This window comes from Calditrichota bacterium, from assembly GCA_013112635.1.
GTDB lineage: Bacteria > Calditrichota > Calditrichia > Calditrichales > J004 > JABFGF01.
Map to the genome: position 1 here is coordinate 39,560 of JABFGF010000010.1, position 15,206 is coordinate 54,765.

Below are 15,206 nucleotides of genomic sequence, written 5' to 3' on the forward strand. Positions count from 1 at the left end.
AGATCCTTTAACAAACTGCTTATACGCAATATCCTCTAAAATTATTATCGTGAGATAATTTAGTTTTTAGCAATCCTTAAGTCAAGAGAAATAAAAATATACCGTGCTTATTAATTTAATTAAAGTATGGCCGCAAACACTTTAATAATTCCTTTGGTGGCCGGATTGCTTTGTTTTGCTTATTCATAAAAGTATGAACTGAACTTCCGGTACAAATTAATTCATTTTCCGAATTGTAAACTTCATATTCAAAAAACTGTTTTGCTGAAGGGAGCTTCGGGATTTTTGTTTTTAACTTTAGCAACTCATCAAAAACAGCGTACTTTAAAAATTGGGCTTTAACCTCCAGCACAGGAATTAAATATCCTTTTTTTTCCAGCTCGGAATAAGGAAAGCCAAGTTTTTTTAAAAGTTGAATTCGGCCATGTTCGAACCAGACAATGTAATTTGAATGATGTGCAAATTGCATTTGGTCTGTTTCTGCATAGCGCACTAAAATATCAACTGTTTGTTCAATCATTCTTCCCAGGCGCCCATTTTTCCAAACTTTTCAATACGCTGTTCGATCAGTTTTTCACTTGGGATTTGAACCAGCTCTTTTAAATGGGCAACAATTGATTTTTTAACCGCTTTAGCAGATGCCTCAAGATTTGTATGTGCTCCACCTTCTGGCTCTTTTATAACTTCATCTACAATTTCTAAATTTACAAGATCGGGTGCTGTTACTTTCATGGCTTCAGCAGCTTCCGGTGCTTTGGCAGAATCACGCCATAAAATTGCTGCACATCCTTCTGGACTGATAACGGAATACCAGGCGTTTTCCATCATTAAAATACGATCGCCAATGCCAATTCCAAGAGCACCGCCCGATGCACCTTCACCTATTATTACACAAATTACCGGGACTGGTAATCGTGACATCTCAAGTAGGTTTTTAGCAATGGCTTCCGCTTGGCCACGTTCCTCAGCACCTAAACCGGGATATGCCCCTGGTGTGTCAATCAAAGTGATAATTGGTTTACCAAATTTCGCTGCTAACTGCATAACTCGCAATGCTTTGCGGTAGCCTTCCGGATTAGACATACCAAAGTTACGCTCAAGATTACTTTTTGTATCACGGCCCTTCTGTTGACCAAGAACAATCACAGAATATTTATCGATTTTAGCGAGACCGGCCACAAGCGCTTTGTCATCTGAGAAATATCTGTCACCATGAAGCTCTTCAAAATAATCCGTAATTTGGCCGATATAATCCAAAGTATAAGGGCGTTGTGGATGGCGTGCTAATTGAACTCTTTGCCAACGAGAAAGGTTTGAATAAACCTGCTTACGCAGTTGTGCCGTTTTTGTCTCTAAACGCTCAATATCTTCAGCCATGTCAACACCGGAAGAAAGAGCATATTCTTTCATTTCCTTGATCTTTGTTTCCAGCTCAAAAACAGGTTTTTCAAATTCTAAAGTAAATTTTGCTGAATTATTTGCCATAATAACGACCCTTATTTTTTTCCAAAAAGGCTACTGAAACGTAATTTCCACACCAGAAATATAGCCTCCCACATAATGGATTTTGAAAGTTTAGAAACTCCGGCAACCCGGTCTATAAAAATTATTGGTATTTCTTTTAAGCGAAATCCATTTTTCCAGGCTTTGAAACTTAGCTCAATCTGAAAAGCATATCCATTGGATTTTACTTTGCTAAAATCAATGCTTTCCAACACTTCCCGGCGAAAACATTTAAAACCGCCGGTAGCATCTTTTACCGGTAAGCCTGTTGCCAGACGCGAGTAAACATTTGCAAAATAGCTTAGTAGTAACCTGTATAAAGGCCAATTTACAACATTTACACCTTTTATATATCGTGAACCTAATACAAGATCATATTCTTCAATTGCGTTTAAAAAGTTTGGAATTTCCTTGGGATCGTGTGAGAAATCGGCATCCATCTCAAAAATAAAATCATATCCTTTTCCAAGCCCGTACTTAAATCCTGCAAGATATGCGCTGCCTAATCCCATTTTTCCAGGTCGCTCAAGAATATGAATTTTATCATTTTCCTGCTGAATTTCTTTTATAAGCGCTGCAGTCCCATCAGGGGAGTTATCATCGACAAAAAGAATATGTACATCGCTCTGATATCTGTGAATTTCTTCAACCAGTTTTTTAACATTTTCACTTTCATTATAGGTAGGAACTATTATGAGAGCCTTAGAAGAGTCAACCATTTTTTCCATTCAGTTTAGTTTTCAATCGCTCCAGACCGGAAACCACATCACCAGATGTCCAATCAATTCTGTTTACAAGTTTATCAATTACAAAAGAAGAATTCATAGGACGTGGTGCTGCTTGTTTTAAATCATTTGTGCTTATTCGATTAATCAATGTACCATCCAGTTCAAAAACCTCTGCTATTTTTTTTGCAAACTCATAACGAGAAATAACCTGTGGACCAGATACATGAAACAAGCCATATTCATTTCTTTGTAACAGGCGAAAAATACTTTCGCTTAAATCATCAATATATGTTGGATTGCCAACCTGATCTGTTACAACATTTATGTTTTCTTTATGCATTAACCTGCTTATAACCCATGTGGCAAAATTTAATTTTGCTTTATTTCCTGTGCCGTATAAAACCTGGGTTCTTGCAATAATATGCTCCAGGCTGCTTGAGGTAACAATATTTTCTGCTGCCATTTTACTACGAGCATAATTACCAACCGGATTAACCGGGTCATTTTCTGTATATGCTCCCTGTTGTCCATCAAAAACGTAATCGGTTGAAACCTGAACCAGGATTGGATTGAATGTATTTGCAATATCAATAATATTCTCGACGGCACGAACGTTTGTATTCCAACACAGTTCACGCTCTTTTTCACTTCCATCAACATCGGTATAGGCTGCAGCATTTATGATTATATCAGGGGATTCCGAACTTAGGAAGTCTTTCATTTCCGTCCTGTTAATCATATCAACCTGGTGATACGGAACACCTTCAACTTCGTTTAGATTAGAAACCTTAAGCGATGCTGCGATTACCTGATGGCTTTCATGAAATCGGTTAACCAGGCTTTGTCCCAATAATCCATTTGACCCAAAAATTACTATTTTTTCCATTTCCGTCTTAATAGTGCACCTTATAAAAAAAGCAAATTTAAATAATTCACATTTCCCACGCAAACAGGCTACAGGCGACTTCCTTGTTTTTTAAAATCGATTAATTTTTGATGGATAGTTTCATCATTTACTGCTAATAATTGCGCCGCAAATACAACAGCATTTCGCATACCTGCTTTGCCAACTGCAAAAGTGGCAACAGGAACACCTGCAGGCATTTGCACAGTAGAAAGCAAAGCATCCATTCCATCCATTATACCACCAGGAAGCGGAACGCCCAGAACCGGCAGTGTGGTGTGAGCAGCAACTGCACCTGCTAAATGAGCGGCCATACCTGCACCAGCGATTATCACCTTAAAACCATTTTCTTTGGCACTTTCACAAAACTCGGCCACTTCGTTTGGATTGCGGTGTGCAGAGCTTATGCGTATCTCATAATCCAGATTAAAATATTTAAAATATATTTCTGCTGCTTCAACAAATGGTAAATCACTTTTACTTCCAAGCAGCACGGCAATATTGGCCATTTTTAACTCCCCCTCAATTAATTCTGGTTATTATCTTTTTTAGAAAAATTAAATGTAGAAGCAATTACTTCTAATTGATCGAGATATGGTTTTTTATTTTTTGTTGGGGCCATAACGGCAATATCCACCAGGTAGTATGCGTTTTCTTCTTTATTCTCAACTATGTATGTTCTAAAAGGACCGCCAACAACAAGCGAATCGTTACGCCATGTTCCGGTCATTTTATAAGTTGGTCTATCCTGGAAAGAGACAATTTCAAGATTTGTCTCATTGGCAACAACAACATCACCACTGTAATATTTAGTTGTCATTCTGTTACGTAATGTAATTAAAGAATCTTGCGTGATTATTGATTCATCGCCATCAACACGCCAAATTGAAAGCCAGCGATCAGGATCCATTCTGCGCAACCAGACATAGTTTTCATCAGGATTTTGATGTGCTACAAAATAATCATGCTGCACTCTTACTCCATAACCAAAATTATTTTCAAGGTATTCTTCCTGATCCTTTTGCTCCTCAAGTTCATACATTTCTTTCTTTAAGCGTGCAAAATATTTGGCGTTAAATTGTTTAAACAATGCACCTTTTAATTCAGAGTAATTCTTTTTAAAAGAAGCTTTGTCCCGTCCAAGCATAAAAAGGCTAAACTGCCCAGATGCAAAAAGATCATCTTTAAAAAAGTAAAAACTTTTATCATCTTTTACATCCTGCAGAAATTGTGGTGGAATGCTTTGTTTCAAATAATCATTTACTTCTCCCGGCTCTGTTGTTCCAATAAAAAACAAATTCTTACGACGCTTTAAATTGTTTAGTTCTGTAAGAGGACGCCAGGATAAGTAAAAGCTGCGTTCTAAACGAGGTGTATTTACAAAAGCATTAAATGTTTCTTCAACGTCATCTTTGATATCCAGCCACAACAAAGAATCTGCAAATACAAAGACCTCATATTGAAGTCCCATAGATGGTGGTTTATAATCGCATGAAGATAATAAGAAGCCGCTTAAAACAACAAATAGCCCAATCGAGTATTTAAATAGTTGATCATATTTTGCAACCAAACTGTTCGCTAAAGATTTATAAATTCTTTTCAATGGCTTTTACCTCATCTATTTTAGAATTTTTACGTTGCATTAAAAAAAGCAGCCCGCCCCAAATAGAAATAAACATTGGAACCAATACATTCATCACGGATAGAGAAATAGCAGCGGCACTTGAAACATTTACAGCCGCAAGAAAAAACACAAAACCATATTCACGTACACCAACCCCATTAATCGATGGCAGCATGGTAATAATAAATGTTACTGGAACAACCAGGAACAGATAGGTCAAATCAACATCAATATCCAGGGCAAGAACAACAGCATAATTTAAAAAGACAATGGCAACCTGAGAAAGTAATGAAAGCAAAAAGACCCAAATAAAGACCTGTTTTTTTTCCTTTAAAAAGTGAATGGCTTCGATAAGTTTATTAATTTTTTCGCCAATATTCAAAATTGAAAATTTATCAAAAACTTTCAGCAGAAATTCAAAAGGCCGATTACGAGTAATTAAAACAAAAAATACAACAATCAGGCTAAACAAAGCGGCGGAAGTATATAAAATCCTGTCATCTTGAAAATAGTGCGAAACATAGTATAGCGAAATTATTGCCAAAAAAAGAGTTGATGCGACGCCAAGAATGCGTTCCAGGATTACGCTTGCAAAGCCCGGGCTTCTGTCCTCGGAGTTTCCAACAACTTTATAAATCCGTATAATATCCCCGCCAATGCTCGATGGCAAAAAGTTATTAAAGAAAAGTCCCACAAGATAATAGCCAAATAATTTTTTAAAACTAAAATCCAGGTCATAATGCTTTAATATTATTTTCCAGCGAAATGCCATTAATCCAATGCTGCAAAAATATGCAAAAAAAGCCAGAAAAAGATAAGCTAAACCATCAGCACGATAAACGTTGCCAAGAACATGAACAATCTGTTTTTGATCGGCAGTTGCAAATAGATATGTGAATAAACCTATCGAGATAATCGCCTTAGCAATTGTCTTAAAATGTCGCATTTACTTGTTCAGTCGTTTCCTGTAGCTGTTCAACATATTTTGGGCACCTTTATCATCCGGATTCAATGCTACCCATTTTTCCAATGTTGCAATTGCTTTTTCTGCTTTCCCACTCAGGTCATAAAGACGCAATAACATACTTATGCTTTCAGGATCTCCCGGATTGGTTTCGTTCGTCTTTTCTAAAAGTTTTGCGGCAGAGTCAAACTCCCGGTAACTCATTAAATTACGTGCAACAACATTGAGTGTATTTGTATTCTGACTTGTTAAAAGTGAATCAGTATAAGCCGGATTAATTACAGCACGCAGAGCATGCCGGCGGTTGCGCAATTGATGAGCAGTCCAGGGAATAACTTCTTCAGGCATATTTTGAGATTCAAATTCTAAAAGATCTTCCAGTTTATCTTTTTGTCCCTGATGCACATAATATTCGGCAAGCCCAATAATTGGTGACCGGTAATTTTGGAGTAAACCTATTGTTTGTGAATTGTAATAAACCGAAGGATCGTTAAAACGATATTGATATTTTTCAACCAAATTAACCTTTAATAATTTAGGATCTAATTGCCAGTTCTTGATTGGAACAATACGCATAACCAAGCCTTCCATCCTCATATATTCTTGCAAACCGCCAACAAGGTTCGTTTGCGGAACAGTCGTGGCAAAGTAAACAGGTTTTTTCCACTGATTGGCTGCCAGAATATTTAAAATCATATAATCCTGGGTGCGTAAAAGTTTATAACTGCCATAGGTAATTGTTGGTGTTACTTTAAATTTTATGGCGTTTGGTGTGGTCAACGGTACCGGGCCAAAACTTTTCCTAAATTCAATACTATCTTTGTAAAATATATCTTTAGGAACATTCAAAGTTACATCTTGTGTTTCCCATGGGATTGGTGCAACCTGATCTAATAATTTCTCATTTACCCGCATTGGGACTTTGGGATCCAAGTCTCTCAACTGGCGGATATACCAATCAGTATTCAACAGACTCAGGTTAACAATGCGCACATCTGTACGGATATTTTCTACTTCCTGCAAATACCATAATGGGAAAGTATCATTGTCGCCATTTGTAAATAGGATCGCGCCCTCTTCGCAAGATTGAAGAATATTATAAGAATAATCCCAGGCAACATAATTTCCGCTTCGGTCATGGGATTCATAATTTTCAGATAATAACTGGATTGGCGATGCTAACATTAGTACTGCCAGGATACCAGCCATTATTGGAGTGCCAATTTCTTTTACTTTCTCAGCTTTATCAGCCATCATCTCTTTTATCATCTCGATGATTCCGGCATAGCCTAAACCAATCCAGATTGCAAATGCAAAGAAGCTACCCACATAACTATAGTCTCGCTCCCTTGGTTGTGGATCGGGTTGATTGAGATACAAAATAATAGCCAGTCCGGTCATAAAAAATAAAGCCAACACAGCAAGGGCATGTTTCGGGTCACCCCTAAAATGATAAAACATTCCTATTAATCCAATCAACAAAGGCAAGCCCCAAAAACTCCAGTTCCAATTGGTACCATTTTCATCCATACCTGCAAACTGCCACATAAAGTAACGATTATACATGTGGTTAACCTGGTATGTCCAGAAGAAATCCCAAGTAGAATCGTAATTTCTTTTAGTCGGGTTAGACTGCCATACTTTTTCACGATCAGAATCAGAATCACCGTATTGTTCTCGGTTAATATATTTTAAGAATTTTTCTGTGGTTTCTGGATTATTTTCATCAATGGTCGGATTCAGTGCGGACCGGATTGGAATTATACCATAACTGGTATAACCAATAACAATAAAGGTGATAGAAAGCATAATAAAACTAATTAAATGTCTTTTATTTAATACAGCCCAATAAGTTAAGGCAAAAATTCCAACTATTACCATGATAAATAAAAATAGGTTCAATTCAGCAATAAGCGGGAACCATTTTACAATCCCGGGATAAACAAGAACCATCGCCAGAATTGTAACAAAAGTCATAATAACAAAAGACAGCATCTTAAATTCATAGCGTTTGTAGTAATATATCATCGCTACAAATGGTAAAGCCAAAACATTTAAAAGGTGAACGGCAATTGCCAAACCAACCAGATATGAAATCATTAATAGATATTTTTCATTGCCATCTTCGTGGGCCTTTTCTGCCCAGACAAGGGAGAGCCAAATCAGCAAAGCAGTAAACAACATAGAAGCCGCATAAACTTCAGCCTCTGCAGCATTAAACCAAAAAGAGTGAGTAAAAGCAAAAGTTAATGAACCAATCAAACCGGAAAATATTGCTGTTAACCAATCCTCACGTGATTCCAGCTTCCCTTTCCACTCCCTAACTAAATGTACAATTACCAGATAAAGAAGAGTAATAGTTATTGAGCTGGAAAAAACAGAGATTAAATTAACCCGGAATCCAATATCCTCAGGATAAGGCAGGAGCGTAAATATCCTTCCAACAAGTAAAAACAAAGGTGATCCCGGAGGATGAGGAACAGACATTTTGTAACTGGTTGCAATAAATTCGCCACAGTCCCAAAAAGAAACCGTAGGTGCAACAGTTAAGATGTAGATTATAGATGTAAAAACAAATACAGCAGCTGCAACAATATTGTTGGATTTTTTCCAGTCCATCGAAAATTTTCCTTATTGATATTGGGTGAGTCTTTGCTATGAATAAAGCTGATAAAGGTAAAGAATATACAGAACTTTATCAATCATTTAATATACTTTTTTGGATTTTACCAGTATCACAGATGGTTAACTTTTAATCCGGTTTTAGGTTCATTCTTATTTTAGATTTTAGGAATCAACATTTAAGAGAACTTATCTGAAACGTTTTATACAGGCATATGGAGAGAGCTTGCGTAGAAAATGATCGATAACAATACTTCCCGGATACATATTTTTTAGTATGGCACGATCAGATACTTTCCGCAATTTCTGAGCAGAGTGACGCTTTTTCCAGATGAATAACGGGTTTGTTAAAAGAAAATAAAGAGCGAGTAAAACAGCTCGTGCCCTTTTACCTTCCCACATGGCGGCATCTGCGATTACAGTAACCATTTCGAAAAGGATCCTTGGTGGGAAAAAGAAAAACAAAGATGGAAGAGAATAGTTTTTAATCATCATAATCAGGTTGTTGCGATGATTTAAATACATTTTGCGTTGATTATCACTACGCAAAGTATAACCGGAGTAATGATAAATATGTGTTTTATAAGTCACCACATTTTTATAGCCGGCCAATTGGGCCCGCCAATTTAAATCTATTTCTTCCTGATGGGCAAAAAAGTCTTCGTCTAATAGTCCAATTTCATCTATAACAGATTTACGAACCAGTAATGCACAACCGGATGTCCAGAAAACTTTGCTGCCCAAATTAGCATACTGCGCCTTATCCATTTCAACTGTATCAAAAATGCGGCCACGTGCAAAAGGATAACCAAAAATATCCATCTCCCCACCTGCACCTCCGGAATAGTCAAAAAATCGTTTATCCTGAATTGATATTATTTTTGGCTGGACCATTCCAATAGCTTTGTCATCCTCAATGGCAGCAATCATTTCAAATAAAAAATTTTCAGGAAGAACAGTATCGTTATTTAACAGTAAAATATATTCCGATTTACTCAATTCCATTCCCTGGTTGCAAGCGCCGGCATAACCAAGGTTTTTTTCGTTTTCAATAAGCTCAACCTGTGGAAAGGTCTCTTTTACATATTTCTGACTGCCATCTGTTGAGCCATTGTCAATTAGGATGGTTTCAAAATCTGTAAACGAGTTTTTATATAACGATTGCAGACAATCGCGCAGAATATCAATTCCGTTATAATGCGGAATTATTATTGAAATCTTTTTAGACATATAATCAACGTTTAAATATTTAAAGACAATAAATTTACACAAGTAAATTTTATTGTTCAATTCTCAACTTATCTTAAATAAAGCCAATCGTTCGCTATATTCTCTGGATACTTTTTTTCGCACTCCTCCATTTTCAGGGCTTCTTAAATGTGGGTCCTCATCGATTAATATAAACGCATCTTTACGCGCTTCTTCCAATATTTCCCGGTCACGAATAGGATTTGCAAGTTTGAAAATCGGCATTCCACTTTGCTTTTTGCCAAAAAAATCTCCCCACCCACGGATCTCTAAATCCTTTTCCGAAATAACAAACCCATCTGTTGTTTCCGTCATAGTGCGGATGCGTTCCCGGGCAATTTCTCCAACATTGTTTGGAGTTTTTAAAATACAGTAAGATTGTTTCTTGCCTCGACCGACTCTTCCACGCAACTGGTGTAATTGCGCTAAACCAAAACGCTCTGCATGTTCGATTAGCATAATGGTAGAATTTGAAACATCCACACCAACTTCAATAACTGTGGTTGCAACAAGAATTTTAATTTCACCATTTGCAAAATTTTGCATAATCGCATCTTTTTCTTCGGCCTTCATCCGGCCATGCAGCAATCCAATCGAAATGCCTTGTAGTGGGCCATTTTCCAAAAATTTAAATGCTTCCACAGCAGCCTTCAAATCCAGTTTTTCACTTTCTTCCACAAGTGGATAAACGATATAAGCCTGTTCACCGGCATTTACCTGCTTGCGGATAAACTCATAAATTTTGCCGCTTTGGCTATCAAAACGCCACACAGTTCGGATTGGCAAACGATTGGCCGGCATTTCATTTATTGTGGAAACATCCAGAGAACCATAAGCTGTCATTGCCAGCGTCCGTGGAATAGGCGTTGCAGTCATCACCAAAACATCAGGTTCTGTACCTTTGGAAATTAAGCTGCCTCGCTGCATTACGCCAAAGCGGTGTTGCTCATCAATGATTACCAAACCCAGGTTAGGAAAGTCTACTTTTTGCTGAATCAAAGCATGGGTCCCAATAATCAAGGCATTCACGTTTTGCTGAATTCTATGTAAAATCAGTGATTTTTCTTTTGGACTTCTGCCGCCTTTTAAAAGAATTACTTCAACACCAAATGGTTTTAGAAAATTTTTAATATTAGAAAAGTGCTGCTCAGCCAAAATTTCAGTCGGCGCCATTAGAGCAACCTGGTAACCATTGTCGATAGCAATAAGTGCGGCCATCATTGCAACAAGTGTTTTCCCGGAGCCTACATCACCTTGTAATAAGCGGTTCATTGGTGAGCTGGATTTCATGTCTGTCCGAATTTCCTTAACAACTTTTTTTTGCGCAGAAGTCATTTCAAAAGGCAGATTATCGAAAAGCTTTTTTAAAATAGGACTCGATCCGGAAAAAGAAATTCCAAGCGGTTTTTCTGCCATGTGTTTCTTTTGCAGGGCAAACAAAAGCTGCAGGTAAAAAAATTCTTCGTAAATAAAACGTTTTGTAGATTGTTCAAAAAGAGCTTGGCTTGATGGCAGGTGCATCTCTTTCAGAGCATGATTTATCTCAGTAAATTTCTGATTTTTTAGAATTTTATCAGGTAGATGTTCCTTAAATCCCGACGAAAACTTCTCAAACAGCTGGATGAAAATTTTACGAAAAGTAGATGAGCTAATCCCTGCTTTTCGCAAAGAATCCGTAAGTGGGTAAAATGGGATTATCCGGCCTGTATTAGTCATATTTTCAAAGTCATCTTCACCCAGCTTATCATAATCAGGATGATTTAATTGGTAACCTTGATAGTAGATTACTTTGCCAGATAGTGAAACCCAGTCACCAATCTTGAAAACATTTTTGTAGTAGGAAACAGCGTTGAACCAAACAGCCTCCAACAAACCCTTTCCATCTGTAACAGTTATATAAAACTGTGGCCTTCGCCCTCGCTTAATCCCGGAAGCTTCTACTTTTCCAATTACCGTAACTTCCTGGCCTTCGATTAGTTTGTTTAAAGGTAAAATCGTACTACGGTCAATATAGCGGCGTGGGAAATAACCTATTAAATCTTTAATAGATTTTATCCCGGCAGCAGCCAGCACATCAGCCCTTTTGGGCCCAATGCCTTTCAAATATTGTATATCGAAGGTTTTGTGATTTGATTCTGACATGGGATGGGAAAGAAAAATGAATTATTTATTTTTCAGGGAATCGTTCTTTTGACACCTTACCATCTTCTAATTCGATTAGGTGGTTCGCTTTTGCCGTCATGTGCTCATTATGAGTAACAATAAGTAAAGTTTGGTTCATTTCCTGGTTAAGTTTTAAAAGTAAACTGTACAGTGATTCGCCATTGGCTTTATCCAAATTGCCGGTTGGCTCATCTGCTAAAACAATTTGAGGTTTATTAACGATGGCTCGCGCAACTGCCACACGCTGCTGCTCTCCACCCGATAGTTCTCTGGGCCTGTGGTTTAACCTGTGTGACAAACCGACCATATCTAAAAGATGTAATGCATATTCCCGAGTTTCTTTTTCTTTTTTATAAATCATTGAAGGGATTAAAACATTTTCTAAAGCAGAAAACTCCGGCAATAAATGATGAAATTGGAACACAAAACCAATGGTTTCATTTCTCAACTTTGCATTTGTCTCTTCATTTAAACTGCTTATATCCACACCACCGATTTTTATTTCGCCGCTGTCATGCCTGTCCAATAATCCCAAAACATGAAGCAAAGTACTTTTTCCAACACCTGATGGTCCGGTAATTATAGCAACATCTCCGCTTTTTATTTCAAGATTAAGTCCTTTTATAACTTCAACTTTTTGCGGGCCACTACTGTAACTTTTATAAAGATTTTTTACCTGGATAGCATACGTAGAATTCATCTTATTCATAGCGGATTGCCTCAACAGGTACAAGTTTTGATGCTTTATAGGCTGGATAAACAGATGAAATAAAGCTTAAGCTCATCGAAACTACTGAGATTACTATAAAGTCTATAAACTCGAGGTCAACTGGAACTGCATCAATCAAATAAACATCAGATGGCAGTGAGATAAGATCAAACTGAATTTGCAGAAAGGCAACAGAGTATGCAATTACATTTCCAAGAACCGTTCCAATTAAACCAACCAAAATTCCTTCAAACATAAAAATGCGCATTATACTGCCAGATGTTGCACCCATTGATTTTAAGATACCTATTTCCCTTGTTTTATCCATTACAACCATCACGAGAGAGCTTATAATATTAAATGCAGCCACCATCAAAATCATACTGAAAATTAATGTAAACAACACCTTCTCCATCTCCATCCAGGAAAAAAGAGACTTATGCCGCTCAATCCAGGTTTGGGATGTGTACGGATAACCCAATTCATCACTTATTTCTTTGCCGACGATATTTGCTTTTTCATAGTCTTCAATCTTTACGTCAATCCATGAAACACCCTGCATATCAAATAAATCCTGGGCATCCTCAATCGAAATATATGAAAGAATTTTGTCGTATTCGTAATAACCAAATTCTACCAATCCGGCAACATAAAACTGTTTAATTTTTGGTTGAGCAAAAATACCACCCTCTTTCGGCATCGACCAAACCGATACCACATCACCAATATTTAAAGCAAGAATTGCATCAGCAAGATGTCTTCCCAAAACAATACCAGGCAGTTTTCTTTCATTAATTATCTTGATAGAAAAGTCCAGCTCGCCATAAGTAATTTTATTGGATATTTCAGTTACATCATCGGCTGTATTTATATCAATGCCTTTTACAATTGTTGGGCGTTGGGTTGTTTTCGATTTTATCATCGACTCTTCCGAAATTGCCGGAGAAACTCCCGTAACCTGCTTATTTTGTTTTATAAGTTTTATAAGAGAATCCGGTTGGGCAATTGTTTCAGTAAAGTATTTGCGGACTCTTAAATGCGCATCAGCACCAATCAAGCGTGAGCGCACTTCACCTTCAAATCCATTCATAACAGAGAGTACAAGGATAAGTACTGTTACACCAATCATTATCCCGGCAATCGAAACATAGGTTATAATAGAAATAAATCCGGTTTTCCTTTTTGCCCCGAGATAACGTTTTGCAATAAAATATTCGAATGACATTTAGTTTATTATTCCTGGTTCTTTTGCTCAGGACGCATCTGCGGAAAAAAGATCACATCGCGGATACTTGGCTGATTTGTAAATAACATGGTTAAACGGTCTATCCCAATTCCTAATCCTGCTGTGGGTGGCATTCCTATTTCCAACGCACGCAAAAAGTCTTCATCAATAACCTGGGCCTCCTCATCACCACGGGCTTTAAGGTCCATTTGTGCCATAAACCTTTCACGTTGGTCAATAGGATCATTCAATTCACTAAAAGCATTACCAACCTCTTTTCCACCAATGATCGGTTCAAAGCGCTCTACAAGCCCTGGTTTACTACGATGTTTTTTCGCAAGCGGCGACATTTCAACCGGGTGATCAGTAATAAAGGTAGGTTGAATCAATTTCGGCTCAACATGTTCCCCAAAAATTTCATCGATAATTTTCCCATAACCCATTTCCGGGCTAATCTCAACATTTAATTCTTTGGCAACATTTTTTAAACCATCTTCATCAAGATTGGATACATCATGGCCGGTATATTCTTTAATTGAATCTAAAATTGGCAATCTGCGCCAAGGTCCGGATAATTCAATTTCGTGTTCATTAAATTGCAGCGATGTTCCGCCAACAACTTTTTTCGCAACATGACTAAATATTTTCTCTACAAAATCCATCATCCAGTTATAATCTTTGTAGGCCACATAAAGCTCAACCTGGGTAAATTCCGGGTTATGAAAGCGATCCATACCTTCATTTCGAAAATCTTTCGCAAATTCATAGACACGATCAAAGCCACCAACAATTAACCGTTTCAAATAAAGCTCGTTGGCGATACGGAGATATAACTTCATATCCAAAGTATTGTGATGGGTTGTAAATGGACGAGCAGCAGCCCCGCCATAAATTGACTGTAAAACAGGCGTTTCTACTTCGAGAAATTCATTGCCGTCAAGAACTTCCCGAATCGCTGTAATAATTTTACTTCGTTTGATAAAAGCGTCACGTACTTCGGGATTAACAACTAAATCTGTATATCTTTGCCGATATCGAAGTTCCTTGTCCACAAATTGATCATAAATAATCTTCTTGCCGTCTTCCATTTTTTCTTTGGCAATTGGCAATGGCCTAATCGATTTAGACAACAGCTCCAAACTAGTAGCAAAAACAGAGACCTCACCCATTTTGGTTTTTTTAACTGTGCCGGTTACGCCAATATGATCGCCAATATCCAGCATTTTAAACATTTTATAAACGTCTTCACCGATTGCATCACGGGCAATATAAAGCTGAATACGTCCTTGCATATCCTGGATATGGCAGAATGAGGCTTTACCCATCATGCGCACGGCCATTATCCTTCCGGCCACAGAAACCGATTGGCCTTCAAGTTTTTCAAAATTATCTTTAACTTCAAGGGTTTGATGTGTTCTTTCAAAACTATACGGATAAGGGTTAAATCCGTTTTCCTGTAGCTTGTCAATTTTTTCTTTTCTTATTTTTACAAGTTGATTTAAATCTTCCAAAACTT

13 protein-coding genes are annotated in these 15,206 nt (G+C 37.4%); all 13 read right to left on the reverse strand.

From position 1 onward, the window contains the following. Window positions 1-115: 115 nt before the first annotated feature. Entirely contained in the window at window positions 116-520 is a 405-nt protein-coding gene (locus HND50_19340; protein ID NOG47405.1) for an acyl-CoA thioesterase, read from the reverse strand. Continuing rightward, the gene (locus HND50_19345) at window positions 517-1,485 is read right to left on the reverse strand and encodes an acetyl-CoA carboxylase carboxyltransferase subunit alpha (protein ID NOG47406.1); all 969 of its coding nucleotides are present in this window, start codon (window positions 1,483-1,485) and stop codon (window positions 517-519) included. The genes HND50_19340 and HND50_19345 overlap by 4 nt, the downstream gene beginning before the upstream one ends. Window positions 1,486-1,496: 11 nt before the next feature. After that, window positions 1,497-2,222: a polyprenol monophosphomannose synthase gene (locus HND50_19350; GenBank protein ID NOG47407.1), complete on the reverse strand. Its 726-nt coding sequence runs from the start codon at window positions 2,220-2,222 to the stop codon at window positions 1,497-1,499. Next, window positions 2,215-3,117, reverse strand: coding sequence for a dTDP-4-dehydrorhamnose reductase (rfbD, locus tag HND50_19355; protein NOG47408.1), 903 nt, complete (start codon window positions 3,115-3,117; stop codon window positions 2,215-2,217). Before rfbD ends, HND50_19350 begins: the two co-directional genes overlap by 8 nt. A 68-nt stretch (window positions 3,118-3,185) precedes the next feature. Then, complete coding sequence (purE, locus tag HND50_19360) at window positions 3,186-3,644, reverse strand: 5-(carboxyamino)imidazole ribonucleotide mutase (protein ID NOG47409.1); 459 nt, start codon at window positions 3,642-3,644, stop codon at window positions 3,186-3,188. A 17-nt stretch (window positions 3,645-3,661) separates the two neighbouring features. Further along, a complete protein-coding gene (locus HND50_19365) occupies window positions 3,662-4,738 on the reverse strand; it encodes a DUF4837 family protein (protein NOG47410.1) in 1,077 nt (358 codons plus the stop codon). Further along, entirely contained in the window at window positions 4,722-5,705 is a 984-nt protein-coding gene (locus HND50_19370; GenBank protein ID NOG47411.1) for a flippase-like domain-containing protein, read from the reverse strand. Before HND50_19370 ends, HND50_19365 begins: the two co-directional genes overlap by 17 nt. Beyond that, entirely contained in the window at window positions 5,706-8,342 is a 2,637-nt protein-coding gene (locus HND50_19375) for a DUF2723 domain-containing protein (GenBank protein NOG47412.1), read from the reverse strand. 192 nt (window positions 8,343-8,534) lie between these two features. Beyond that, window positions 8,535-9,575 carry a glycosyltransferase family 2 protein gene (locus HND50_19380; protein ID NOG47413.1) on the reverse strand — a complete coding sequence of 347 codons (1,041 nt, stop codon included), beginning with the start codon at window positions 9,573-9,575 and terminating at the stop codon, window positions 8,535-8,537. 63 nt (window positions 9,576-9,638) lie between these two features. Next, complete coding sequence (gene recG / locus HND50_19385; protein NOG47414.1) at window positions 9,639-11,735, reverse strand: ATP-dependent DNA helicase RecG; 2,097 nt, start codon at window positions 11,733-11,735, stop codon at window positions 9,639-9,641. Window positions 11,736-11,760: 25 nt separating this feature from the next. Continuing rightward, the gene (locus HND50_19390; GenBank protein ID NOG47415.1) at window positions 11,761-12,456 is read right to left on the reverse strand and encodes an ABC transporter ATP-binding protein; all 696 of its coding nucleotides are present in this window, start codon (window positions 12,454-12,456) and stop codon (window positions 11,761-11,763) included. A gap of 1 nt (window position 12,457) precedes the next feature. Next, window positions 12,458-13,690 carry an ABC transporter permease gene (locus tag HND50_19395; GenBank protein ID NOG47416.1) on the reverse strand — a complete coding sequence of 411 codons (1,233 nt, stop codon included), beginning with the start codon at window positions 13,688-13,690 and terminating at the stop codon, window positions 12,458-12,460. Window positions 13,691-13,698: 8 nt separating this feature from the next. Continuing rightward, window positions 13,699-15,201, reverse strand: coding sequence for a lysine--tRNA ligase (gene lysS, locus HND50_19400; GenBank protein NOG47417.1), 1,503 nt, complete (start codon window positions 15,199-15,201; stop codon window positions 13,699-13,701). Window positions 15,202-15,206 lie beyond the last annotated feature (5 nt).